Origin of the sequence: Achromobacter sp. DH1f (assembly GCF_000633435.1) — a bacterium.
In the GTDB taxonomy this organism is placed as follows: Bacteria; Pseudomonadota; Gammaproteobacteria; order Burkholderiales; family Burkholderiaceae_B; genus Achromobacter; species Achromobacter deleyi.
Genome location: NZ_AYMF01000034.1, coordinates 22,496 through 45,827 on the forward strand (window position 1 = coordinate 22,496; position 23,332 = coordinate 45,827).

The 23,332-nt window shown below is 62.2% G+C and carries 20 protein-coding genes; 10 read left to right on the forward strand and 10 right to left on the reverse strand.

Features of this window, described 5'->3' with window-relative positions; translation table 11 throughout:
* Window positions 1-2,220 precede the first annotated feature (2,220 nt).
* Together U858_RS0127770 and U858_RS0127775 are read right to left on the reverse strand one after the other, a co-directional pair.
* Complete coding sequence (locus tag U858_RS0127770) at window positions 2,221-2,427, reverse strand: cold-shock protein (protein ID WP_025140381.1); 207 nt, start codon at window positions 2,425-2,427, stop codon at window positions 2,221-2,223.
* A 234-nt stretch (window positions 2,428-2,661) separates the two neighbouring features.
* On the reverse strand, window positions 2,662-3,696 hold the full coding sequence (locus tag U858_RS0127775) for an AbrB family transcriptional regulator (RefSeq protein WP_029954370.1): 1,035 nt from the start codon (window positions 3,694-3,696) through the stop codon (window positions 2,662-2,664).
* A 114-nt stretch (window positions 3,697-3,810) separates the two neighbouring features.
* Here U858_RS0127775 and U858_RS0127780 point away from each other — a divergent pair, with 114 nt between their 5' ends.
* A complete protein-coding gene (locus U858_RS0127780) occupies window positions 3,811-4,977 on the forward strand; it encodes a pyridoxal phosphate-dependent aminotransferase (protein ID WP_025140383.1) in 1,167 nt (388 codons plus the stop codon).
* A gap of 54 nt (window positions 4,978-5,031) precedes the next feature.
* Here the strand turns inward: U858_RS0127780 and U858_RS0127785 are convergent, their stop codons facing one another.
* From U858_RS0127785 to U858_RS0127805, 5 genes are all read right to left on the reverse strand, one after another.
* Window positions 5,032-6,558, reverse strand: coding sequence for a tripartite tricarboxylate transporter permease (locus tag U858_RS0127785; protein WP_025140384.1), 1,527 nt, complete (start codon window positions 6,556-6,558; stop codon window positions 5,032-5,034).
* Window positions 6,555-6,992, reverse strand: coding sequence for a tripartite tricarboxylate transporter TctB family protein (locus U858_RS0127790; protein ID WP_025140385.1), 438 nt, complete (start codon window positions 6,990-6,992; stop codon window positions 6,555-6,557). Before U858_RS0127790 ends, U858_RS0127785 begins: the two co-directional genes overlap by 4 nt.
* 114 nt (window positions 6,993-7,106) lie before the next feature.
* A complete protein-coding gene (locus U858_RS0127795) occupies window positions 7,107-8,105 on the reverse strand; it encodes a tripartite tricarboxylate transporter substrate binding protein (RefSeq protein WP_025140386.1) in 999 nt (332 codons plus the stop codon).
* Between the two features lie 110 nt (window positions 8,106-8,215).
* Window positions 8,216-9,592, reverse strand: coding sequence for a sensor histidine kinase (locus U858_RS0127800; protein WP_051593701.1), 1,377 nt, complete (start codon window positions 9,590-9,592; stop codon window positions 8,216-8,218).
* Window positions 9,593-9,689: 97 nt separating this feature from the next.
* Window positions 9,690-10,367 (reverse strand): response regulator, encoded by a 678-nt coding sequence (locus U858_RS0127805; protein ID WP_025140388.1) that lies wholly within the window; start codon window positions 10,365-10,367, stop codon window positions 9,690-9,692.
* Window positions 10,368-10,859: 492 nt separating this feature from the next.
* Here U858_RS0127805 and U858_RS0127810 point away from each other — a divergent pair, with 492 nt between their 5' ends.
* Window positions 10,860-12,251 carry a ClcB-like voltage-gated chloride channel protein gene (locus U858_RS0127810; RefSeq protein WP_025140389.1) on the forward strand — a complete coding sequence of 464 codons (1,392 nt, stop codon included), beginning with the start codon at window positions 10,860-10,862 and terminating at the stop codon, window positions 12,249-12,251.
* A gap of 228 nt (window positions 12,252-12,479) precedes the next feature.
* Here U858_RS0127810 and U858_RS0127815 read toward each other — a convergent pair whose 3' ends face one another.
* The 3 genes from U858_RS0127815 to mnmE form a co-directional block, all read right to left on the reverse strand.
* Window positions 12,480-12,953: a GNAT family N-acetyltransferase gene (locus U858_RS0127815; protein WP_025140390.1), complete on the reverse strand. Its 474-nt coding sequence runs from the start codon at window positions 12,951-12,953 to the stop codon at window positions 12,480-12,482.
* A 43-nt stretch (window positions 12,954-12,996) separates the two neighbouring features.
* The gene (locus tag U858_RS0127820; RefSeq protein WP_025140391.1) at window positions 12,997-13,482 is read right to left on the reverse strand and encodes a hypothetical protein; all 486 of its coding nucleotides are present in this window, start codon (window positions 13,480-13,482) and stop codon (window positions 12,997-12,999) included.
* A 136-nt stretch (window positions 13,483-13,618) separates the two neighbouring features.
* Window positions 13,619-14,971, reverse strand: a complete 1,353-nt coding sequence (gene mnmE, locus U858_RS0127825) for a tRNA uridine-5-carboxymethylaminomethyl(34) synthesis GTPase MnmE (RefSeq protein ID WP_025140392.1) — start codon at window positions 14,969-14,971, stop codon at window positions 13,619-13,621.
* A gap of 115 nt (window positions 14,972-15,086) precedes the next feature.
* On the opposite strand from mnmE, the gene U858_RS0127830 reads away from it, so the two are divergent.
* The 8 genes from U858_RS0127830 (at window position 15,087) to U858_RS36025 (ending at window position 23,323) form a co-directional block, all read left to right on the forward strand.
* Window positions 15,087-16,673 (forward strand): ABC transporter substrate-binding protein, encoded by a 1,587-nt coding sequence (locus U858_RS0127830; RefSeq protein WP_025140393.1) that lies wholly within the window; start codon window positions 15,087-15,089, stop codon window positions 16,671-16,673.
* 22 nt (window positions 16,674-16,695) lie between these two features.
* Window positions 16,696-17,670 (forward strand): ABC transporter permease, encoded by a 975-nt coding sequence (locus tag U858_RS0127835; RefSeq protein WP_025140394.1) that lies wholly within the window; start codon window positions 16,696-16,698, stop codon window positions 17,668-17,670.
* Window positions 17,667-18,587 (forward strand): ABC transporter permease, encoded by a 921-nt coding sequence (locus U858_RS0127840; RefSeq protein WP_025140395.1) that lies wholly within the window; start codon window positions 17,667-17,669, stop codon window positions 18,585-18,587. Before U858_RS0127835 ends, U858_RS0127840 begins: the two co-directional genes overlap by 4 nt.
* 11 nt (window positions 18,588-18,598) lie before the next feature.
* Complete coding sequence (locus U858_RS0127845; protein ID WP_025140396.1) at window positions 18,599-19,609, forward strand: ABC transporter ATP-binding protein; 1,011 nt, start codon at window positions 18,599-18,601, stop codon at window positions 19,607-19,609.
* A complete protein-coding gene (locus tag U858_RS0127850) occupies window positions 19,606-20,625 on the forward strand; it encodes an ABC transporter ATP-binding protein (RefSeq protein WP_025140397.1) in 1,020 nt (339 codons plus the stop codon). The genes U858_RS0127845 and U858_RS0127850 overlap by 4 nt, the downstream gene beginning before the upstream one ends.
* 119 nt (window positions 20,626-20,744) lie before the next feature.
* Window positions 20,745-21,947, forward strand: coding sequence for a M20 aminoacylase family protein (locus tag U858_RS0127855; protein WP_025140398.1), 1,203 nt, complete (start codon window positions 20,745-20,747; stop codon window positions 21,945-21,947).
* A 252-nt stretch (window positions 21,948-22,199) separates the two neighbouring features.
* Window positions 22,200-23,108: a TauD/TfdA family dioxygenase gene (locus U858_RS0127860; protein ID WP_025140399.1), complete on the forward strand. Its 909-nt coding sequence runs from the start codon at window positions 22,200-22,202 to the stop codon at window positions 23,106-23,108.
* Window positions 23,109-23,152: 44 nt separating this feature from the next.
* Window positions 23,153-23,323: a hypothetical protein gene (locus U858_RS36025; protein WP_198529763.1), complete on the forward strand. Its 171-nt coding sequence runs from the start codon at window positions 23,153-23,155 to the stop codon at window positions 23,321-23,323.
* Window positions 23,324-23,332: the final 9 nt, after the last annotated feature.

A 23,332-nucleotide genomic window follows, 5' to 3' on the forward strand; every position in this document is an offset into this window, starting at 1 on the left:
TCGTCGTATGTTTCACGTGAAACATAACTCACTGACCCGAGCTTCAGCGCGGCACGCGAGGTATGGCGGCATGCGACACCTCACTACTTGATAAGGTGAGCGGGCGGATGCGGCGCCAATGTTTCACGTGAAACATTGACTGGAGGCAGTAGCACTGAGCATCGAAAGAACAATGCCGCTGTACACGAGAGCGCCTGATTTGAGTCCACCAATCCCTGTCACTCATCAGTATATTGAGAATGTTCCACGTGAAACACGTGAAAGCTCATGCAATACCTTCAGTTTCGCAGACCTTATGCGTGAACCCGCCGTGACGTTTCACGTGAAACATATCAAATCCATCAGGCCGTGGGACTAATAACGGTGCCACCATCCGCCGGGAAAGTTGCAAAACGGCGCCGACGTCAGAGCCTGATCACGACGACACGCCCTTCTATCAAGACATTCGCGCACCCATTCCATTCATCTCCACGTCGAAAAAAACAGTTTGCAGAGCCCTACCCTACCCCTTACCCCAAAATACGGTGGGTTTTTGGGTTTCACGTGAAACATAGACCGAAGCCGCGTCCAAGCTTCCTATCCCGGTCAACGGAAAATTCACGAACCTCACGGAAGATTACGCGCAGCACCAGGCAGGTTGACCATCTCCCGTCATCCGACTGAAACATAGCAAGGCAAGAATTTCGAACCCTGCTGGCAGTCCGTAACCAGGGTCCGCAGCCCCTCCAACACGGGATCGGCGCAATCCCTTATGCGTCCCCGCAATTCGACACGACTACGTACGGGTGAGATCCGGCCCAACTTCAAGTGCAACCGCAAACCAAGGCAGGACCCCAGCAGTAACTTCATCCCGCACCGAGAACGTCGCCACGCCCAGCATCCAGGGCAACCATGATTTATCAACATATCAATCCACAGTCCGCTCGGGCTGCAATCGGCCGGTTTCACGTGGAACAACTTTGGGGATAACTTGGGAAGAGGCTTCGATTCAACAGAAGAGATTGCCCCGTAATCAGCCACGACGTACCGACGGCAATTCAAATACCCAGATTTGGCAAAACGCACAAAACGGCAATCCCTTCCCAGGGAAATTGTCTTCCGAGCCCGTACGCTGCTGCGCATCTAGATCGCTTCACCGCCCTTTCTGGATGACATGGCGACGCACGAATCAGTCTATGAAAAACGGTGGAAAAAATTGTGGATAAGTCGGCGCTATCGAACCCATTGGCTTTCTTAAAATCTTCGATGCGCCTACCCGCAATGCGGGTGTACCACCTGACCAGGCCGTGTGCCAAAAACATGCTCGATGCGCCCACATCAGCTCGGGAACTTCGCATCCCTGGCGAAGTCCAATCGCCGCTCTGTCTGGATCCGACTGCCGCACGCGCGTCGTACTTATCCCCAACCTTATCCAGATCTGCGATCAGGCGCTGCCCTGTGCACAAGTTGCCGGGGACGCTTGATGCAACAAATATCTTGCCTTCCCCTCACGGGCAACGCCATCATCCATTTGGCTGAGGCGGCATGCCAACCACCTGTGGAAAAGTCGACGGAAGGAAATTCGACGCGAATTTCCCTTTCACGTGAAATCCACAGCCGCCCGATCATGGGCGCTGGCCAGGCCCCAATCAGACCACCAGATTCCCCCCGACCGTGGACGCGCGAGGACTGCTATCCCCATTTCTATCCACAGGTTGAGCACCCATCATTTGGCCACTGAAGGCGTAATTCTGTGCATAACCGGGATGGGGATATCTTTGTGAACAACCGCCTCCGAGGCGACCCAAAACGCCGTCGTTGCCTCGGCCCGCCGGCGTAAAAAAAGATCGGCCCGCGCAGAAAAACAATCAGCAAAAGCCGCGTAACCACATGGTTTCCCTAGGGAAAAGCGCAGTTTCCCATGGAACGGCAATCTGGCAGCCTGGTGCGGCCAGCATGGTTATCGGCGTCAAGAACGCAATTCATGAGGTGTCGAAAAATGTGCAAAACCGTGATTTCAAATTCACGGTTGCTTCATTACTGAGCACCCTGATACTCATGCCCGAAAATAATTATCCACAAACTTATCCAAGGTTGGAGGATATGTTAGTGAACACTAACATCGGGCTGGTCAGGGGCGGCACAAACCTCGGCCGGAATGAAACAACGCCCCAGACCGTGAGGTTCTGGGGCGTTGTAGCCAGGCTTGGCCTGGCAGACGGGAAATTGGGATTTCCCGATTTAGAGCGGGCGAATTTCGGCCGCTTGAGGTCCTTTCGGACCATCCTTGACTTCGAATTCGACTTCCTGCCCTTCGTTCAGGCTGCGATAGCCGCGGCCCTGGATGGCGGAAAAGTGTGCGAAAACATCGGTACCGCCGGTGTCCGGCGTGATGAAACCGTAACCCTTGTCAGCGTTGAACCACTTAACTTTGCCCTTCTGAGCCATTTTCCTAGCGTCCTGTAATTAACTCGAAATGCAATGAATCAAGGACGCCGTGAGAACTGAACGACCGGTAGGGATACCTGCGTTGCTGCTGCGTTCTCGTATGCCGCAAAAGCAGCAGAACGAGTCCGCGCGCTGCTTGAATCAACTGCGGAATCAGCATACTCATCCGACATTACAGACTCATATAGTTGTTTACCCCAATGTCGTATTTTTCTGACTGGAAACGCAATCCCGTCACGCGGACTTAGCCTGCCGACGCGCCAGCAACGCGTACATCGGACCGGTCACGATCACGACGAATACCATGCGCGTGACATGGAACGCAGTGACCACGGGAACCCCTAGCTGCAGCACTTTCGCGGTGATGGCCATCTCTGCAATGCCACCTGGCGTAGTGCCCAGAATCAACGTGGGAATCGGCGCCGCGGACCACAGCGACAATAAGGCGCCCAAGCCAAATGCCAACGCCAACGCGATGACCGTGAACACGGCCACCGCAGCAATGAAGCGCGGCGCCGCACGGAAGAAATCAGGTCGATAGCGATCCCCCAACGACCACCCGATAAAGAGCTGGCCGATCTTGGGCACGAAGTCCGGCAACGCCGACAATTCGATGCGGTTGCTGGTGAGCAGCATCGCCACCAACATCGGCCCCAGCACCCACGGATTGGGCAGCCGAAGCTTCATGAAGAACAGGCCTCCGATGCAGGTCAGGCCCACCAGCGCAGCCAGGCCTGCGCCGTGCACGGTACGAGGCCCTGGTACGGTCGGGTCGATGCCCGCCACCCCCCACCACTGGAAGATGAAGGGCACTGTCAACACCACCATCAGCACACGCACGCTGTGCGCCGTTGCCACGCGATCGATACGCGCACCATGCCGTTCCGCCAGGCTGGCCATTTCGCTGGCGCCGCCCATCGCGCAGGAGAACCACGCCGTCTTGAAATCGACATCGGTGTAGCGCCGCAGGATCGCGGTGCCGATGAACGCCAGCCCCAACGCGAACAGCATGCCGACGATGATCGGCCCGGCGTTGGTGCCGATGTGCCCGATGACCTGCGGCGTGAAATACAGGCCCAGCGAGGTGCCAATGACCCACTGCCCCGCGTTGCGCGCCGGCCGCGGGCAGACCGTGCGAAGACCGCCGATCCGCACCGCCGCCGTCAACAGCAGCGCCCCCAGCATCCAGGGCAGCGGGATGTGCGCCCACACCGCCAGCAAGGCCCCCGTCAACGCGATCGCCAATCCGCCGAAGACTCTCAACAACATGTTCTGCACCACGACACCGTCCACGCCATAAGCTCATGAGAAACCGGAATTATGAGTTAGTGGGATACTTACGAAAACTCCCGTGCATACCTAGCGTTCACCTTCGCGTCCACCATGATCCGATCCAAACTTCCCGACGTCGGCACCACCATCTTCACCGTCATGAGCCGCCTGGCCATCGAGCACAAGGCCATCAATCTGGGCCAGGGCTTTCCCGATTTCGATCCCGACCCGGCGCTGTGTGCGCTGGTCAGCAAGGCCATGGCCGATGGCCATAACCAGTATCCCTACATGCCTGGCGTGGCGCCGCTGCGCGAGGCCATTGCCGCCAAGACGCAGGCCTTGTACGGCCGCGCCTATGACCCCGAAACCGAGATCACCGTCACCAGCGGCGCCACCGAGGCCCTGATGGCCACGGTACTGGCCGCCGTGAACAGCGGCGACGAAGTCGTGGTCATCGAGCCCTGCTACGACTCGTACCTGCCCGCCATTCGCCTGGCCGGCGGCACGGCCGTGCCGGTGCCGCTGCGCGCGCCCACCGCGGACGACCCCTACTACCGCATCGACTGGCAGCGCGTGCGCGACGCCATCACGTCCAAGACGCGCCTGCTGATGCTGAACTTCCCGCACAACCCCACCGGCGCCGTGCTGGACGACAGCGACCTGGACGCGCTGGAAACCATTGTGCGCGACACCGGCGTGCTGCTGGTGTCCGATGAGGTCTACGAACACATCGTGTTCGACGGCAAGCCGCACGCCAGCGTGGCGCGTCGCCCGCTGCTGGCCGAACACGCCTTTGTCATTTCGTCGTTCGGCAAGACGTATCACACCACCGGCTGGAAGATAGGCTATTGCTGCGCGCCGCGCCAACTGAGCGCCGAGCTGCGCAAGGTGCATCAGTTCATGGTGTTCACGGTGCCCTCGCCCATGCAATTCGCGCTGGCCGAATTCATGCGCGATTCCAAGCCCTATCTTGAGCTGCCCGCGTTCTACCAGGCCAAGCGCGACCGCCTGGCCCAAGGCCTGGCCAAGACGCGTTTCAAGCCGCTGCCCAGCCCCGGCACCTTCTTCCTGCTGGCGGACTACAGCGATATCTCCAAACAGAGCGAAGCCGATTTTGCGCGCGACCTGACGGTGCGCCACGGTGTGACGGTGATCCCGGTGTCGGCCTTCTACCAGAAGCCCGATGCACCGGAATCGAACCACCGCATCGTGCGCTTCTGTTTCGCCAAGAAAGACGCCACGCTCGACGCGGCGCTGGAGCGCCTGGCGCAAGTCTGACCGACCAAATACGTCGTGCAGAAAAAAGCCCCTTGCGGGGCTTTTCCTTTTTGCTCAGACTGGATCGGCGGCAATCTTCCTCGCGCGGCGCACCCGCCGCATGATCTGCGGCACCACCACCACCGCCGCAGCAGCCACCCACAACGTAATGGCGACGGGGCTGGAGAACAGCACCGACACGTTGCCATCGGTCATCGACAAGGCGCGGCGCAGGTTCTGTTCCATCATGTTGCCCAACACCACGCCCAGCACCAGCGGCGCCATCGGCACGCCGAACTTGCGCAACAGGTAGCCCAGCGTGCCGATGGCCGCGACCAGCAACAGGTCGAACGTACCGGCATTGATGGCGTACACGCCGATATAGCTGATGCACAGGATGCCCGGCACCATCAGCCAACCCGGCACTGACAGCACCTTCGAGAACACGCGCACCAGCGGCACGTTCATGATGAACAGCAACACATTGGCCACGAACAGCGACGCGATCAATCCCCACACCAGTTCCGGCTTGGATTCGAACAACACAGGACCCGGCGTGATGTTGTAGAGCGTCAGCGCCCCCATCATCACCGCGGTGGTGCCCGACCCCGGCACGCCCAGCGTCAGCATCGGAACGAACGAGCCGATGGCAGAGGCCGTGGCCGCCGCTTCCGGCGCCACCAGGCCGCGCATGTCGCCGCGGCCGAACTTGGCGTCCGGATCCTTCGCCTCGATGATGCGTTTCTCTTGCGAGTACGCCACGGCTGCCGCTACGCTGGCACCGGCGCCGGGCAACACGCCCACGCCAAAGCCCACGAAGGCGCTGCGCACCACGCTCCACCAGGTGAAGGCCAGCTCTTTCAGATTGAAGATCTTGCGGCCGCTGGGCTTGACCTCGACGCTATGCCCGGCCATCACCTTCTCCAGCATTTCCAGCATTTCGCTGACCGCGAACAAGGCAATCACCACCACCACGAAATCGATGCCGTCGGCCAGATGCACGGAGTCGAAGGTATAGCGGTATACCCCAGAGTTCGCGTCCACACCGATCACCGAAATCGACAACCCGATCATCGCGGCCAGCACGCCCTTCACCGGCTGCTTGCCGAGCAGGCTGGTCAGGCAGCAGAACGCGAAGATCATCAGCACGAAGTACTCGGCAGGGCCGAACGCCAATGCCCATTTGGCCAACGTCGGCGCGAGCAGCACCACGCCCACCACCGACACCAACGCTCCAAAGAACGCCGACCACGCGGACAGCGACAAGGCCACGTTGGCCAGGCCCTGGCGCGCCAGCGGATAGCCGTCCAGCGTCGTCATGATGGCGCTGGCTTCGCCCGGCACGTTGATCAGGATCGAGGTGATGCGGCCGCCGTATTCCGCGCCGACATACACCGCCGCCAGCAGGATCAGCGCGGTCTCGGGCGGTAGATTCATCGCAAACGCGATAGGGATCAGCATCGCCACGCCGTTGATCGGCCCCAGGCCCGGCAGCACCCCCACCATGGTGCCGAAGAATGAGCCGATGGCGGCCACCAGGATGTTGGTCCACGAGAACGCAACACCGAAGCCGATCGACAGGTGATCAAGGATTCCGCTCATATCAGGTTCTCCAGCAGCCCGCCGGGCAGGACCACGTCCAGCACCTTGTCGAACAGCACGAAAAAGAAAGCGCTCATGACGATACCGCCGATCGCGCACTTGACCCAGCCGCCGCCGAACAGGCGGCCGACAAACACCGTCATCAACGCGGTGGCGATGATGAAGCCGAGCCACTGGAAGAGAAAGGCATACGCCGTGGCGAACAGGACCATCATCACGATGCGCACATTGGCGCCGGCCGGGTTGGCCTCGACGGCGTTGCCGCCCTTGTAGGCCAGCCGCAGGCCGCACAGGCCGATGATCAATGCCAGCAGCAGCGGGAACGCGCGCGGCCCCACCGGTTCGTAGGCGAATGGCGCTTCAATGCCCCACCCCGCCCATGTCATGAAGGCCGCCAGCGCAAGCGCCGCGATGCCCAGGATGCGATCGTTCATGATCAGATTTCCGTTGGTAGCAGGACCGCGCGGCGCAAGCCCGCCCCGGCCGCTGGCAGTGCCGGCGGCAACGGGGTGCGCCTGCAAGCGCGGTCGTAAGGAATGCCTTGCGGCTTATTTCTTGACCAGGCCGAAGGAATCGGCCAGTTCGGCGTACTGCTTGACCTGCTGCTTCACGTAGGCATCCAGGTCGGCGCCCGTCTTGTTGAAGGGGAACAGGCCCTGCTGTTCACGCAGCTTGGAGAACTCGGGGGCGCTGGTGACGCGATTGAACGCGGTGACCCAGAACTGGTAGTCGGCATCCGACACCTTGGGCCCCACATAGAAGCCGCGGATGATGGGCCAGACAATGTCGTAGCCCTGTTCCTTGGCGGTGGGCACGGTACCCAGCTTGCCCGGCAGGCGTTGGTCGTTGAACACGGCCAGCACGCGGATGGGGGCGCCGCCCTCGAGCATCGTGAAGGCTTCGGCCGCATCGCCCATGTACGCCTGGATGTGGCCGCCACGCAGCGCCGTCACGGCTTCGCCACCGCCTTCAAACGCCACGAAACGCATCTTCTTGAAATCGACGCCGGCTGCCTTGGCGGTCAACGCTGCCTTCATCCAGTCCTGGCTGCCCACGGTGCCGCCGGCGCCCAGCACGATCTTGGTCGGGTCCTGCTTGAACGCGTCCATCAGGCCCTTCAGGTCGGTATAGGGAGAATCGTTGCGCACCACGGCCACGCCGTAGTCGGTGCCGATGGCGGCCAGCCAGCGCACGTCGTCGACGTTGTACTTGCCGAACTTGCCCTGCGCCAGGTTCAGCAGCGAACCGCCCGAGAAGGCCACGATGGTGCCGGGTTCGTTGGGGTGCTGCGCCACGATGTTGTTGTAGGCCACGGCGCCGATGCCGCCCGGCATGTACACGATGCGCATGGCGCTCTTGAGCGCCCCGCTCTGCTTGAGGCCTTCGGTGGCCAGCCGGCAGGTCAGGTCGAATCCGCCACCGGGCTGGGCCGGCGCGATGCATTCGGGGCGGCGCGGTTCGTCGGCCGCCAGGGCAGTGCCCAGGGACAAGGTCATCGCGCCAAGCGCCGCGACGGCGGCCAGGCGCAGCTTCAGGCTGGTCTGCATTGTGGTGTCTCCGTGATTTATAGGTCTAGGTATGGCTGGCGACCCGGCGAAGCACGACATGGCGGGTCCAGCGGATGCAACCGTACAAAACCGAAGCTTTCTAACACCTTTCAAAAAACGCGTTTTTCCTGGTGCGACGCAACATCCGCCAGCGATTCCAGGGAAAACACCAGGGATGCGCGCAGCCCAGGCAAGGGGGCGCGGTTCTCCAGCACCAGGCGGGCGCCCAGCGCTTCGGCGATCGTGCCGACGATGGCCAGCCCCAGGCCGGCCCCTGGCTTGTTCTTGCCGGCGGCGCCACGGCGAAAGCGGATGCCGGCGCGGGCGACGTCCTCGGCCGACATGCCGGGACCGCTGTCTTCCACGGATAGCCGCAGTTGCCCCGGTTCGCGTCGTACCAGCACGGTGATCGTTCCGCCGGGCGAGGTGTACCGGATCGCGTTGTCCACCAGGTTGCCGACCGCTTCGCGCAGCAACCATTCCGCGCCCGGGACGATGGCCGGACCGGGATCGGCTTCCAGCCCGATGTCCATCTGCCGGGCACGGGCCGTGGGCAGCAGGCTGCGAATGACCCCGTCGGCCAGCCCGACCAGGTCAACGGGTTCCAGCGCAAAGCCCCCTTCGGCCAGGGAAGCGTCTTTAGCGCGCGCCAGAGCCAGCATCTGGTTGGTGGTGCGTACGGCCCTGTCCAACCCCTCTTGCATCGCCAGAAGGGCTGTACGGACCTCCTGGGGGCATGTTTCCCGCAAGGCGTAGGCGGTCTGGGTACGCAAGACCGACAGCGGCGTACGCAGTTGGTGCGAGGCGTCGTCCAGGAACTGGCTCTGGACCCTCGCCTGGGCCGCGTAGCGGGCCATGTGGAGGTTTACGGCGCCAACCAGGGGTAGGACCTCACCCGGCAGGTCGGACGCGCTGACGGGGCTTAAATCGTCTGCAGGACGCCTTTCCAGTTCTTGCCGCAACCGCGCCAGGGGCCGCAAGGCCATGAAAACGCCCAGGATGATCACCAGGACGCTGATCAGGATCACGGCCAGGTCACGCTCTACCGACCGCACCAGCACCTGGTGCAGGAACGCCTGGCGGCTTTCCAGGCCTTCGGCGACCTGGACGATAACCCGTCCCCCTTTGTTCGCATAGAGCGGCGGATCCATCGCCCGCGCCAACGCGGCGACCCGGACCGGCATGCCCTGGTACGTCGCATAGAAAAACTGCGGTTCGCCGGACACCAGCGGCTGAGTGGGCATGGGCAGCTCGGGATGGCCGATTTCGGCCAGCCCGTCTTCGGTCGCCACTCGGTAGAACACGCTGCCATTGGCCGTCAGCTCGAAAAATTCCAGCATCAGGTACGGCTGCTCCATGGCTAGTCCACCGCTGGCTGTGGATATGTTGTGGTCGATCGCGCGCAGCGCGCCGGCAAGCGAGCGGTCGTACGCAATGTCGACCTGGTTGCGCAACTGGTGGTTCGACAGCCACAAGGCACCCATCATTACTAAAACTAATGTGGGGATCAGCCACCAGAGAAGTTGCGTCTTCAGGGTACGGGTGCGGTTTTTTTTCCTGGAAAACCGGGTTTTTTCCGGAAAACTAGTTGTCAACAGCGTTCTCCAGGCAGTAGCCCATGCCGCGCATGGTGGTGATCTGCACGCCTGTTTCCGCCAATTTTTTGCGCAACCGGTGCACCAGAACCTCGATGGCCTCGAGGTTGATGTCGGCATCGTCGGTCACGATCCGATCCAGGATCTGCTGCTTGTTGATCGGTTCGCCGCTTTTCTGGATCAGGACCCGAAGTACCGCGTGTTCACGTGGGGATAACTGTAAAGCCTGTCCCGAGACCGAAAATTTCTGCGCGGACGTCTCGAAAACCAGGTTTCCCAGGGCAAGTCGCGGGTGTTCGCGACCTCGGCTACGTCGCACCAAAGCAATCAAACGCGCTTCCAACTCTTCCACAACAAACGGTTTCGGCAGGAAATCGTCTGCGCCCTGGTGAAGTGTCCCGATTTTTTCGGCCAGTGAATCGCGCGCGGTCAGGACCAGGACCGGCGTTCGATCGTCCCGCGCGCGAATCTTCGCCAGCAAAGTGTGGCCATCCATACCTGGCAATCCCAGGTCAAGCACGACCGCATCGAATTCTTCGACGGCCAGCCTTCTTTCTGCGACCAGTCCGTCATCAGCCCACTCGACGACGAAACCCGCATGTCGGGCCAGGCTTCTGGCCAACCAGCGAGCCAGTTCAGCTTCGTCTTCTATCAGGAGGATGCGCATGGACGGAGTCCGGGGGGGCGTGGCTGGGAGATAGGAGAAAGCATGTTTGTCTTTTCCCTGTATTTCTCTTTATATAAAGACTAATGATTAATAAGGCCTGTGGATAACTACCTTAACCTTGGAAACCTGTGCTTTTTCATGAACTTGCGGCCGTTTTTGGCTGTGCAAGAACTCTGTGTGGGAAAAAAGTTGAAGTTGGACAAGATTTCGGACTCGGCCCAAAACCCCCGCTTGTTCAACTTGCCTCCACACAATGTGCACAACCTGCCGCCTTAGGAGTTATCCACAGGCCCTTTTTGGGAAGCCGGGGTCGGAAGCGGCACTTTTACCCCGAAAAACCGCCCATTGCCTACCCTGGTTTTCGCCCCTTTCCAGCCCCGCAAAGGGTCCTGCAAGCGCTTGGAAAATCGGCCTTGCCAGGGGAGGAATCCCTGCCGCGGTTGACGGTTGCCTGAACAAAAAGTGAGCAGCTTTCCGCCGTAGAATTCGGCCATGGCACGACAAATCAGAATCAAGAAACCGGCCTGGGCGACCTGGCTGAGGGGCCGTTTGCTGGCCGATAACTTGCCCGTCACGCTGTGCGCGGCGGCATTGATGGGACTGGCCGGCGCGCTGGCCACTGTGATATTTCGAGAATTGCTGGGCGGAATCCAGATGCTGCTGACCGGGGCGGACGAACCGCACGGCATGGTCTCGCTGGCGCGGGGCCTGTCGGCCTGGCAACGATTCCTGCTGCCGGCAATAGGCGGCGCGATTGCCGGGCTGATCCTGCAATGGGCGGCCAGCCGGCTACCCAGGCGCGGCGCCGCTGACTATATGGAAGCGATCTCCATCGGCCGCGGTGTCATCGGCTTTCGGCAGACCGTGGCACGTAGTATTTCTTCTTTGTTTTCAATTGGTTCCGGCGCATCCATCGGCCGCGAAGGCCCCATGGTGCAGCTGGCTGCGATGTTCTCTTCATTGTCGGGCCGCTACCTGGTGTTGCCGCCGCGCCATCTGCGCTTGCTGGTGGCCTGCGGCGCCACGGCCGGGATCACCGCGGCGTACAACGCGCCGATTGCCGGCGCCTTGTTCATTTCCGAGATCGTCTACGGCGCGATTTCCTCGGCCACCCTGGTTCCGCTGGTGGTGTCGTCGGTGGTCGCCAATATCGTGACCCGCCAGATCCTGCACTACGACGCGGTTTTCCATATGCCGCCGTTCGACTTCGTATCGGGCTGGGAAGTGGTCAATTATCTGGGTCTGGGGCTGATCGCCGGCCTGGTGGCGCCGCAATTCCTGCGTTTTCTGGATGCGTCGAAGGCACTGTTTCGGCGCATACCGTTGCCATTGTGGACCCGGATGGCGGCAGGTGGACTGGTGGTGGGGGCGTTGTCGGTGTTCAAGCCCGAAGTCTGGGGCAACGGCTACAGCGTGGTGAACAGCATGTTGCACAGCGAGTGGGCCTGGCAGGCGGTGGCGGCGGTGCTGCTGTTCAAGATCGTGGCAACCGGCGCCAGCGTGGGCTCGGGGGCGATTGGCGGCGTGTTCACGCCAACGCTGTTCGTGGGGGCGGCGGTCGGCGCCCTCTATGGCAGCGGGTTGCATGCACTGTTTCCTGCGGGTGACCTGTCCGCCGTGTCCAGCTACGCCGTGGTGGGCATGGGGGCGCTGCTCGCTGCCACGACGTATGCGCCGCTGATGTCGATACTGATGATCTTCGAGATGACGTTGAGCTACGAGGTCATGCTGCCGTTGATGCTCGCCTGCATCACGGGCTTTGTCATTGCGCAGAAAATCCGGCCGGATTCGGTGTATGCCAAGTCGTTGGCCAGCAACCGGATCGCGCGGGAGCAGATCCGTGCAGTGCCGTCATTGCACGCCGACAAGCCAGGGAGCTCTTGAGAAAAGTGCTTGAATAAAGGGGTTTTGCATAAGGAATCCCCTTTTATTGTTTATGAGTAAAAGCTCATATTGTTCTTGTTGCCCAAGAAATGATGAAAGCGACATCGTCGAATTCATCGCCATTTTTCTTGGATTTCAGAGTTGAATATGGCGTTGGGGCGCGCATGATTCATGCGCGTTCGTGATCTTCAATAAAATGAGTAATTACTCACTTTATTGAAAGGGGTCTCATCGCAGAGACTTAGTCATGAAAACGCGCTTCAAACCAATCTCTTCGGCGCGATGCGTTTCAACGTAGCCATAGCGTTGATAGATGCCAATGTTCTCGGTCATCGATTCCTGCGTGTAAAGCCGTATCTGCCGATAGCCCGCCTGGCGCGCCTGAATCTCGGCCCACTGCATGAGTTCGCGTCCATATCCCTTGCCTTGCGCGGCGGGAGAAACGGCTACGTTGTCCAGCAGCAAGCAGTCCGGCTCGCGCACCAACACCAGCACGGCCTGTACGCCGGCGTCGTCTTCCAGCACTTGCGTCTGGCCTTGCGAGATGCGTTGGCGGTAGTCGTCACGCATCGGGCCCGGCGTCGCGCCGATGCGGTCAATGTAGTGGCAATACGCGTCGTGGACGATGCGCTCGATGGCGGCCAGGTCGGCAGCAGTGGCTTGGCGGATGCGGTGTTGACGGGTCGTGGGCGTCGAAGACACGATTTCTCCATGCAATTTTCGTGCAGATCGACTCTAGCAAATTTCAGCGCTCACCGAACTCGAAATCGTCCATGAGTCGGCGCAATACCGCGCTTTCGGGGCTACCAGGGTCGATCTCTTGCTGTTGCTCGAAAAAGAACCCGACGAGATAGAACTCATCGTCATTCCTGATCTTGCCGCGCTTGATGATCGCATCAAGCTTCCTCTCATCCTGCTCGTAAAAATCGGGGTAGGTAGCGATCACGATGGCTCTGTACGCCATGTTGAACGAATAGCGATCTTTCGGTGGGATAGCCCGGGAGAAAACGGATGGGCCTTCCCGCAATGACTGCATCATGCCACTTGTCAAAGTCGCGGCAGACACTTTGCCCGCATCCATCTCTTGAATCCACTCGTCGCAGTGCTTGTTCCAGTGGTCTCGAAATGCCGTAATGATGGGGTCTTTCTGTGGAGACAATAAGTAGACGATCTCGTCTTGCACGCCGATGGCCCTCAAGGCCTCGGCTCTTTTCAAGGACGGTCGCGTCATGGTCTGGTGATGAGCCCTATGTTCAGATAGACCTACGTATGCAGGCAGCCCTGCATCACGCCGAAAACACGCATTGTGCGTGTCGGCGGGGCTCATCGACTGTAGGAAAAATCGGCAAATGCGACTTTTTGTTGCGCTATTTGCCAATACAGAAGCTGGAAAAGATCTCCCCCAGCAGATCGTCGCTGGTGAATTTTCCGGTGATGCTCGACAGGCTGTCATGCGCCAGCCGCAATTCTTCTGCGAACAGGTCCAGCACCCGGTCGTCTTGCTCGGCATGTTCTGCGGCCAGGGCCAGGTGTTCCGCGGCGTCCTGCAGGGCGTGCAGATGGCGTTCGCGGGCCAGCCAGGGCGATTCGGCGCCGGGGTTCCAGCCGGCGATCTGCAGCAGTTCGGCGCGTAGCGCGTCCAGGCCGGCGCCGCGCTTGGCCGAGATGCCAAGTTCGCCCGGGCCGGGTGCGAAAGCTGTGGATAACAGGTCGACCTTGTTGAAAACCTTCAGCACCGGCGTGCGCGGCGGCAGGCGTGCGGTGATCTGGGCATCGAGTTCGTCGCCGGGGGCGGTGGCGTCCTGAAGGTGCAGGATGACGTCGGCGCGCTCGATTTCCTGCCAGGTGCGGGCGATGCCGATGCTTTCGACGGTGTCGTCGGTTTCGCGCAGGCCGGCGGTGTCGACGATGTGCAGCGGCACGCCGTCGATATGGATCTGTTGCACCACTTTGTCGCGTGTGGTGCCGGCAATGGGCGTGACGATGGCGATATCGTCGCCGGCCAGGGCGTTGAGCAGGCTGGACTTGCCCACGTTGGGCTGGCCGGCCAGCACCACGTGCAGGCCTTCGCGCAGGATGACACCCTGGCGGGCCTGGGCGATCAGGCGGTTCAGGTCGTCGGCCAGCTTCTCCAGGGTGGGCCGGGCCTGGTATTTATCGAGGAAGTCGATTTCTTCTTCTGGGAAATCCAGCGTGGCCTCGACCAGCATGCGCAGGTGGATGATGCGGTCGGACAGATCGTTGACGTGGGCCGAGAATTCGCCGGACAGCGAGGCCATGGCGCCGCGGGCAGCCGCTACCGACGAGGCTTCAATCAGATCGGCGACGGCTTCGGCCTGGGCCAGGTCCATGCGGTCATTGAGGAACGCGCGGCGCGTGAATTCACCAGGCTCGGCCAGGCGCGCGCCTAGGTCGCGGCCCGCGGCCAGGCAGCTTTCCAGCACGCGGCGCAGCACGGCCGGGCCGCCGTGGCCCTGCAGTTCCAGCACGTCTTCGCCGGTATAGGAGTGCGGCGCGCGAAAGTACAGCGCGATGCCTTCGTCGAGCAGTTCGCCGTCCTGCGATTTGAACGGCAGGTAGTGGGCGTGGCGCGGCGTGAGGTCGCGCTGGAACAGGCGGCGCACCAATTCGGACAGGTCCGCACCAGAAACGCGCACGACGCCGATGCCGCCTCTTCCGGGAGCGGTTGCAATGGCGGCGATGGGGGCGTGGACAGACATATCAGGGACAAGGCTAAGCGAGAACAATAGGGGAATATAACTGTTGCGCGGCGGCTTGTTTGCTGGTTAAGGTGGCCCCGAGGTTTAAAACCCAAAACAGCTCAGGGAGATCACGATGGCATATCGGTTTTCGCGTGCGTTGGCCTGTGGTTCGGCCGCGGTAATGCTGGCTTTCGGCACCTTCAGTTCGGCGCTGGCGCGCGATCTGGTGATTGCCCTGAAAACCGAGCCGTCGTCGATGGATCCGCAGTACCACGCGCTGACGCCGAATACGCAGATCTCCCAGACCATCTTCGATACGCTGGTCGCGACCGACGCCCAGCTCAAGCCCGTGCCGGCGCTGGCCGAATCCTGGACCGTGGATGGCAAGGTGTGGACGTTCAAGCTGCGCCCCGGGGTGAAATTCTCGGATGGCACGCCGTTCACCGCCGAAGACGTGGTGTTCACGTACGACCGCGTACCCAAGGTACCGAACAGCCCGTCGCCATTCACGCTGTATCTGGGGTCAGTCGCCAAGACGGAAGCCGTGGATCCGATGACGCTGCGCGTGACCACCAAAGAAGTCGCGCCCAACTTGCTGGTGAACCTGGCGCAATTGCCGATCATGTCCAAGAAGGCCGCATCCGGCCCTGCGGCCGAAGGCAAGACGACGACGGAACTCAACAGCGGCGATGGCCTGGTGGGTACCGGCCCGTACAAGTTCGTGTCGTGGAAGCGCGGTGCCGAATTCGTGCTGGCGCGCAATGACAACTACTGGGGCAAGAAACCGACCTGGGACAAGGTGATCTACCGCCCGATCAGCAATGCCGCGGCGCGCGTGGCGGCCCTGTTGGCCGGGGACGTCGACATGATCGAAGATCCCCCCACCGATGATCTGCCCAAGCTGAAGGGCGACAAGAAGCTGTACGTCGAAGAGACGCCGTCGGTGCGCGTGGTGTACGTGGCGCTGGATCAATATGCCGAGCCCTCGCCCGGCATCCAGGGCACCGACAAGAATCCAATGAAGGACAAGCGCGTGCGCGAGGCGCTGTCCCTGGCGATCAACCGCGATGCGTTGGTGGAACGCGTGATGGGGGGCGTGGCATTGCCTGCCGGCAACCTGCTGCCCTACCCCATGTTCGGATCCAGCAAGGAACATTCCAAGGCGCCCAAGGCTGACGTCGAAAAGGCAAAAGCGCTGCTGAAGGAAGCGGGTTATCCCAACGGCTTCTCGATCACGCTGGGCTCCCCGTCGGGCCGCTACGTCAACGATTCGAAAGTGGCGCAGGCCATTGCGTCGATGTGGACGCGCATCGGCGTGAAGACCAGCGTGGATGCGATGGCGCCGCCGGTGTTCTTCAAGAACCGCGACAGCTATGCGTTCTCGGCCTATTTGGCAGGCTGGTCGGTGACCAGCGGCGAGATGTCCAATGCGTTGACGTCGTTGCTGGTGACGCGCAATCCCGAAGCGGGCCTGGGCACCACCAACCGCAGCCGCTATTCGAATCCGAAGATGGACGAGCTGGTGAAGGAAGCCTCGTCCACCATGGATGATGCCAAGCGCGCCGAACTGCTGTCGCAGGCCAGCAATATCGCCATGGACGACTACGCGATGCTGCCGGTGCACTTCGAACTGTCGGTGTGGGCGATGAAGAACGACATCCGCTACCAGGGCCGTCCTGACCAGGTGACGCTGGCGCAGTTCGCGACGCTGAAGAAGTAATGCAGTCGTTGGGCAGGTTCCCGTGCTAGCGACAATCGTACGAAGGCTGCTGCAAACCATCGTCGTCATGCTGGTGATGTCGGCGTTGGTCTTCGCCGGCATCTACATGGTGGGCGATCCGGTATCGATGCTGGCCAGTCCGGAGGCCACCGAAGCGCAACGCGCCGCGATACGCGCATCGCTGGGCCTGGACCTGCCGCTCTGGCGGCAGTACCTGATCTTCATGGGCCAGGCGGTGCGCGGTGATTTCGGCAATAGCTTCCTGACTGGCGAGCCGGCCATGCACTTGATTCTCGAGCGCATGCCGGCCACCGTCGAGCTGGCCTGTGTGGCCATGCTGCTGTCGGTGCTGATTGGCGTGCCGCTGGGCATCCTGGCCGGGCTCAAGCCCAAGGCGCCGGGCTCACGCGCCATCATGACGGGTTCGGTGCTGGGCTTTTCCTTGCCCAACTTCTGGGTCGGCCTGATGCTGATCATGGTGTTCGCCGTGATGCTGGGCTGGGTGCCGGCCGGCGGTCGCGGGCAGACGGTCAGCATCGGGTCATTGCAACTGAGCGTGCTGACGCTGAATGGCTGGTTGAGCCTGGCGCTGCCGGCGGCCACCATCGCATTCGCCAAGTGCGCCATGATCATCCGCGTGACGCGGGCGGCCACGCGTGAAGCCCTGCCGATGGATTACATCAAGTTCGCGCGCGCCAAGGGGCTGTCGGAAAAGCGTGTGCTGGGCGTGCACCTGCTCAAGAACATCCTGATTCCCGTGGTGACGGTGGCAGGCCTGGAATTCGGCCAGGTGATGGCGTTTGCCGTGGTGACCGAGACCGTCTTTTCGTGGCCGGGCATGGGCAAGCTGCTGATCGATTCCATCATCAACCTGGACCGCCCGGTAGTGGTGGCGTATCTGCTGTTGATCGTGTTTTTCCTTGTCATGCTGAACCTCGTGGTGGACATCATCTATACGGTGCTGGACCCCCGCGTACGCCTGGATAGCCGCCGATGAATACGCCCGCGACCGCAAGCGCGCCGCCCGCCGCGGCCAAGGAGCAGACGCCCTGGCGCCGCTTTGTGGCGGACTTCTTTGCCAGCAAGCTGGCCACGCTGGGCCTGGTGATGCTGGTGGTGATCGTCGGCGCGGCGCTGCTGGCGCCGTGGATCGCGCCGCAGAATCCGTACGACCTGGCGTCGCTGGACATCATGGATTCCAAGCTCAAGCCCGGCAGCGAGAGCGGCGATGGCGCCATGCGCTATTGGCTGGGCACGGATGGCCAGGCGCGCGATCTGCTGTCGGCCATTCTGTATGGCATGCGCACCAGCCTGATGGTGGCAACGGTGTCGGTGCTGGCGGCCTTCGGCATCGGCGCCACGGTGGGGCTGATCGCCGCGTACTTTGGCGGCCGCATCGACGCCCTGCTGATGCGGATTGTGGATATCCAGCTGTCGTTTCCCGCGATCCTGGTGGCGTTGATGCTGCTGGCGATTCTGGGCAAAGGTGTGGATAAGGTGATCATCGCGCTGATCGTGGTGCAGTGGGCTTACTTTGCCCGCGCGGCCCGCGGCGCGGCGCTGGTCGAGCGCGGCAAGGAATACGTCGAGGCGGCGCGCTGCATGTCCTTGTCTTGGGGACGGGTGCTGTTTCGCCACGTGTTGCCCAACTGTATGCCGCCGCTCATCGTGATCGCCACGATCGACCTGGCGCACGCCATCGCGCTGGAAGCGACGCTGTCGTTCCTGGGGGTGGGCGTGCCGGTGACCGAGCCGTCGTTGGGCATGCTGATCTACAACGGCTTCGAATACCTGCTGTCGGGCCAATACTGGATTTCGTTCTTTCCCGGTATTGCGCTGGCGTTGGCCATCATCGCCATCAACCTGGTGGGCGACCACCTGCGCGATGTGCTCAACCCGCGCCACGCGAATTGAGGGCGGACGCGATGCAGACCCAAGCTGTGGAAAAGCCGCTGGCCACGCCAGGACCCGTGCTGCAGGTGCACGGACTGAAGACGCACTTCTTCACGCGCAACGGCGTGGTGAAGGCGGTGGATGGCGTCGACCTGACCTTGGCCGAAGGCGAGATCCTGGGGCTGGTGGGCGAGTCGGGGTCGGGCAAGAGCATCACGGGCTTTTCGTTGATGGGCCTGCTGGACGAACCGGGCCGCATCGTCGACGGTGAATTGCGCTTGAATGGCGAAGACCTGCGCGGCGCATCGCCCGCGCGCTGGCGCCAGTTGCGCGGCCAGGAGATCGCCATGATCTTCCAGGATCCGATGATGACGCTGAACCCGGTGCTGCGCGTCGATACACAGATGATCGAGGCGGTGCAGGCCCATCACAAGGTGTCGCGCGACCAAGCGCGCGACCGGGCGTTGCAGACCTTGACGATGGTCGGTATTCCGTCGCCGCAGGAACGGCTGCGTGCGTATCCGCACCAGTTGTCCGGCGGCATGCGCCAGCGCGTGGCGATCGCCATTGCGTTATTGAATTCGCCGCGCCTGATCATTGCCGACGAGCCCACCACGGCGCTGGATGTGACCATCCAGGGGCAGATCCTGTTCGAAGTGCAGAAGCTGTGCCGCGAGACCGGCACGGGCCTGATCTGGATCACGCATGATCTGGCGGTGGTGGCGGGCCTGGCCGATCGCGTGTCGGTGATGTATGCCGGCCGCGTGGTGGAAACGGGCAGCACGCAGGACGTGATCAGTCACCCGATGCACCCGTATACCCATGGCCTGATCGCGTCGATTCCTACGCCTGAATCGCGTGGTCGGCCGCTGGTGCCGATTCCCGGCATGACGCCGTCGCTGCTGAACCTGCCGCAAGGCTGTGCGTTTCGCGGGCGGTGTCCGCGTGCGACCGACGCCTGTCTGGTCGAACCGCAGCCCGTGGAAGTCCGCCCGGCGCAATGGGTGCGTTGCTGGCATGCCGGAGACCCTGACATCAAATGACCGCAGCAGAACGCGGCGTTGCCGCCCCCATCCTGTCCCTGCGCGGTGTGGAGTTGCGATTCACGCAGCCCGTGGACCTGGCCGGCCGCATCGCCAACCTGTTGGGGGCGGGCCTGAAGACGCAGGTGGTACATGCGGTGGCCGGCGTCGACCTGGACGTGCAGCCGGGCGAGGTCATCGGCATCGTTGGCGAATCGGGCTGCGGCAAGTCGACGCTGGGCCGCATCGTGTCCGGCATCTTGCCGCCCTCTTCCGGCGAAGTGCACTACCAGGGCCAGGCCGTGAAGGCCATGGCGGGGCCCGCGCGACGCGCCTACGAGCTGGGCGTGCAGATGATCTTCCAGGACCCGTATGCCTCGCTCAATCCGCGCATGCGGGTGCGCGAGATCATCGGCGAGGCGCCGGTGGCGCACGGCTTGATACGGGCCCGCGACAAGGCCGAGTACGTGGCGGGCCTGATGCGCCAGGTCGGGCTGGACCCAAGCTTTGCGCAGCGCTATCCGCATCAATTCTCGGGTGGCCAGCGCCAGCGCATCGGTATCGCGCGGGCATTGGCGCTCAAGCCATCGGTGATCGTCTGCGACGAGGCCGTGGCTGCGCTGGATGTGTCCATCCAGGCGCAGGTGCTGAACCTGTTCGAGCAACTGCGCGACGATCTGGACCTGACGTACCTGTTCATCAGCCACAACCTGAGCGTGGTCAGCCATATTTCGGATCGCGTCGCCATCATGTACCTGGGGCGCGTGGTCGAGCTGGCACCCACCGACATGGTGTTCCAGCGCGCCAACCATCCGTACACGCAGGCGCTGCTCAAAGAGCTGCCGACGTTGACGCCGGGGCGTCGCAGTTACCAGCCCATCAAGGGCGAGTTGCCGTCGCCGCTGGACCCGCCCAGCGGCTGTGCGTTTCACCCGCGTTGTCCACAGGCGATGGCGCGCTGCAAGACCGAGCGGCCACTGCTGCGCGAGATTGCGCCAGGGCAATTCAGCGCCTGCCATTTGAACGACGCGGCCTGACCTTCATCCGTAACAGGGCTGGACGCGGCGGGTGGCGAGCGCGAGAATTCCTGCGATAGTCCGTTTATGCAGACGTTGCCTTTTCGATCCGAACCTCTACCGACCGCTTATCCACAGCCATGAAAACCCTAGCCGAAATCGAACGCGCCCACGGCGATCTGACCGCCCTGCGCCGCGATATCCACGCCCACCCCGAACTGGCCTTCCAGGAAACGCGTACGTCGAACCTGGTGGCCGAGCGCCTGCGCGAATGGGGGCTGGAAGTGCACACCGGCCTGGGGAAAACCGGCGTGGTCGGCGTATTGCGCGGCGGCAACGGCGACAAGACGGTGGGCCTGCGCGCCGACATGGATGCGCTGCCCATGCCCGAACACAACCGTTTCGCGCACAAGTCGACCATCAGCGGCCGCATGCATGGCTGTGGCCACGATGGCCACACCACGATGCTGCTGGGCGCGGCCCAGTACTTGTCCAGGCATCGCAATTTCGACGGCACGGTGGTGTTCATCTTCCAGCCCGCTGAAGAAGGCGGCAATGCCGGCGCGCGGGCGATGATGCAGGACGGCCTGTTCGACAGATTCCCGTGCGATGCCGTGTTCGGCATTCACAACATGCCGGGCATGCCGGTGAACCAGTTCGGTTTCCGTACCGGCCCCACCATGGCGTCCAGCAATCGCTGGGACATCGTCATCAAGGGTGTGGGCGGCCATGCCGCGCAGCCGCACGCGTCGGTCGACCCGATCATCGTGGCCGCCGACATGGTGCATGCGCTGCAGACCGTCATCTCGCGCAGCAAAGACCCGCTGGAGCAGGCCGTGCTGTCGATCACGCAGATTCACGCGGGCGATGCCTACAACGTGATTCCCGGTGAAGCCGTGCTGCGCGGCACCGTGCGTACCTATTCGGTGGCGGTGCTGGACAAGATCGAAGCCGACATGCGGCGTATCGCCACGACGCTGCCGCAGGTATATGGCGGCACTGGCACGCTGGATTTCGTGCGGGCCTATCCGCCGCTGGTGAACTGGGAAAAAGAAACCGCGTTTGCCGCGCAGGTGGCCGAAGACGCCTTTGGCGCCGAGAACGTGGTGCGCGAGATGCCGCCGTTCATGGGGGCGGAAGATTTTTCCTTCTTCCTGGAAGCGTTGCCGGGTACGTACCTGTTCCTGGGCAACGGCGACGGCGACCATCGCATGGAAAGTTATCACGGCATGGGGCCGTGCCAGCTGCACAACCCCAACTACGATTTCAACGATGCGTTACTGCCGGTGGGCGCGACGTATTGGGTCAAGCTGGTCGAGGCCTTCCTGCCCGCGCAGAAGTGATTCCTTGGCGTTCTGGCCTCGGATTCGCACCGCCCTTCAGTCATAAGCGCTATTAGCTTATGCATGCAGCACATGAAGCCGCCCGGCTCCCCCGGGCGGCTTTTCTATATGACGGGAAGCTTTGTTCAAACGCCGATATCTTCGTTTGAGATACAAGGCGCGCTTTCCATAATCGATCATTCCTGATCCGCCCGTGGGTGGATCGCAGAGCCAGCGCAGGCGGCATTGCCGCCACGCGAACCGGAGCGATCGATGTCCCAGAGCAATGCCGTGCGGCGTGTGGAGGCTGGCGCCACCGCCCCCCAATCGCAGACGTTCGAGCTGCAGCCGTTGGCCGGCCCGGTGGGCGCGGAGATCATCGGCCTGGATCTGTCGCGCGAGCTGACGTCGGCCGACTTCTCGCGGGTGCACCAGGCGCACCTGGATCACCATCTGCTGGTGTTTCGCGACCAGCGCATCACGCCGCAGCAGCACATCGATTTCAGCCGTCGCTTTGGCCGCCTGATGATTCACGTGCTGCACCAGTTCCATCTGGCCGGGCACCCTGAAATCCTGATCGTGTCCAACATCGTCGAAGACGGCAAGCCTGTCGGTCTGGGCGATGCCGGCAAGTATTGGCATTCGGACATCTCGTACAAGGAACTGCCCAGCCTGGGGTCGCTGCTGCATGCGCAGGAGCTGCCCGCCGAAGGCGGCGACACGCTGTTCGCCAACATGCACCTGGCCTACGACACCCTGCCCGCGGCGCTGCGCAGCGCCATTGAAGGCAAGCGCGCGGTGCATTCCTACCTGGCCAAGTACGGCCAGCTGCAGAAGGAAGGCAACTGGCGCCCCAACCTGAGCGCGCAGCAGGTGGCGCAGGTGCAGGAAGTGGTGCATCCGGTGGTGCGTACGCACCCGGAGAACGGACGCCGCGCGCTGTTCGTCAGCGAGGGATTCACGACCCGCATCGAAGGCTTGCCGGAAGACGAAAGCCGCCAGTTGCTGGACGAACTGTTCGTACACAGCATTCGGCCGGAACACCTGTACCGCCACCGTTGGCAGCCGCATGATCTGGTGTTCTGGGACAACCGTTCGCTGATCCACCTGGCCGACGGCACGCCCGACCATCTGCGCCGCAAGCTTTACCGCACCACGATTGAAGGCGATGTGCCGGTCTGACGCCGGTTCATTCGCCGCCCCCGTACTTATCCACAAGGACCGCCATGCGTCTTTCCTCTGAACTACGTGAACGCCTGGTTCGCACCGCGACCGGTGCTGGCCTGGCATTGGCGCTAGGCCTCGTTGCACTGGCTTCGCCCACGCCGTCCGTCGCGGCGCAAGCCGGCCAGGCGGTTGCATCGCAACCGCACAGCGCCGCATCGGTGACGAAGTAATCCGACTGC

Bases quoted from the DNA above. Each gene is read 5' to 3' on its own strand.
- U858_RS0127770 (WP_025140381.1), bottom strand. From the start codon at position 2,427: ATGGCTCAGAAGGGCAAAGTTAAGTGGTTCAACGCTGACAAGGGTTAC.
- U858_RS0127775 (WP_029954370.1), bottom strand. From the start codon at position 3,696: ATGTTGTTGAGAGTCTTCGGCGGATTGGCGATCGCGTTGACGGGGGCC.
- U858_RS0127780 (WP_025140383.1), top strand. From the start codon at position 3,811: ATGATCCGATCCAAACTTCCCGACGTCGGCACCACCATCTTCACCGTC.
- U858_RS0127785 (WP_025140384.1), bottom strand. From the start codon at position 6,558: ATGAGCGGAATCCTTGATCACCTGTCGATCGGCTTCGGTGTTGCGTTC.
- U858_RS0127790 (WP_025140385.1), bottom strand. From the start codon at position 6,992: ATGAACGATCGCATCCTGGGCATCGCGGCGCTTGCGCTGGCGGCCTTC.
- U858_RS0127795 (WP_025140386.1), bottom strand. From the start codon at position 8,105: ATGCAGACCAGCCTGAAGCTGCGCCTGGCCGCCGTCGCGGCGCTTGGC.
- U858_RS0127800 (WP_051593701.1), bottom strand. From the start codon at position 9,592: ATGATGGGTGCCTTGTGGCTGTCGAACCACCAGTTGCGCAACCAGGTC.
- U858_RS0127805 (WP_025140388.1), bottom strand. From the start codon at position 10,367: ATGCGCATCCTCCTGATAGAAGACGAAGCTGAACTGGCTCGCTGGTTG.
- U858_RS0127810 (WP_025140389.1), top strand. From the start codon at position 10,860: ATGGCACGACAAATCAGAATCAAGAAACCGGCCTGGGCGACCTGGCTG.
- U858_RS0127820 (WP_025140391.1), bottom strand. From the start codon at position 13,482: ATGACGCGACCGTCCTTGAAAAGAGCCGAGGCCTTGAGGGCCATCGGC.
- mnmE (WP_025140392.1), bottom strand. From the start codon at position 14,971: ATGTCTGTCCACGCCCCCATCGCCGCCATTGCAACCGCTCCCGGAAGA.
- U858_RS0127830 (WP_025140393.1), top strand. From the start codon at position 15,087: ATGGCATATCGGTTTTCGCGTGCGTTGGCCTGTGGTTCGGCCGCGGTA.
- U858_RS0127840 (WP_025140395.1), top strand. From the start codon at position 17,667: ATGAATACGCCCGCGACCGCAAGCGCGCCGCCCGCCGCGGCCAAGGAG.
- U858_RS0127845 (WP_025140396.1), top strand. From the start codon at position 18,599: ATGCAGACCCAAGCTGTGGAAAAGCCGCTGGCCACGCCAGGACCCGTG.
- U858_RS0127850 (WP_025140397.1), top strand. From the start codon at position 19,606: ATGACCGCAGCAGAACGCGGCGTTGCCGCCCCCATCCTGTCCCTGCGC.
- U858_RS0127855 (WP_025140398.1), top strand. From the start codon at position 20,745: ATGAAAACCCTAGCCGAAATCGAACGCGCCCACGGCGATCTGACCGCC.
- U858_RS0127860 (WP_025140399.1), top strand. From the start codon at position 22,200: ATGTCCCAGAGCAATGCCGTGCGGCGTGTGGAGGCTGGCGCCACCGCC.
- U858_RS36025 (WP_198529763.1), top strand. From the start codon at position 23,153: ATGCGTCTTTCCTCTGAACTACGTGAACGCCTGGTTCGCACCGCGACC.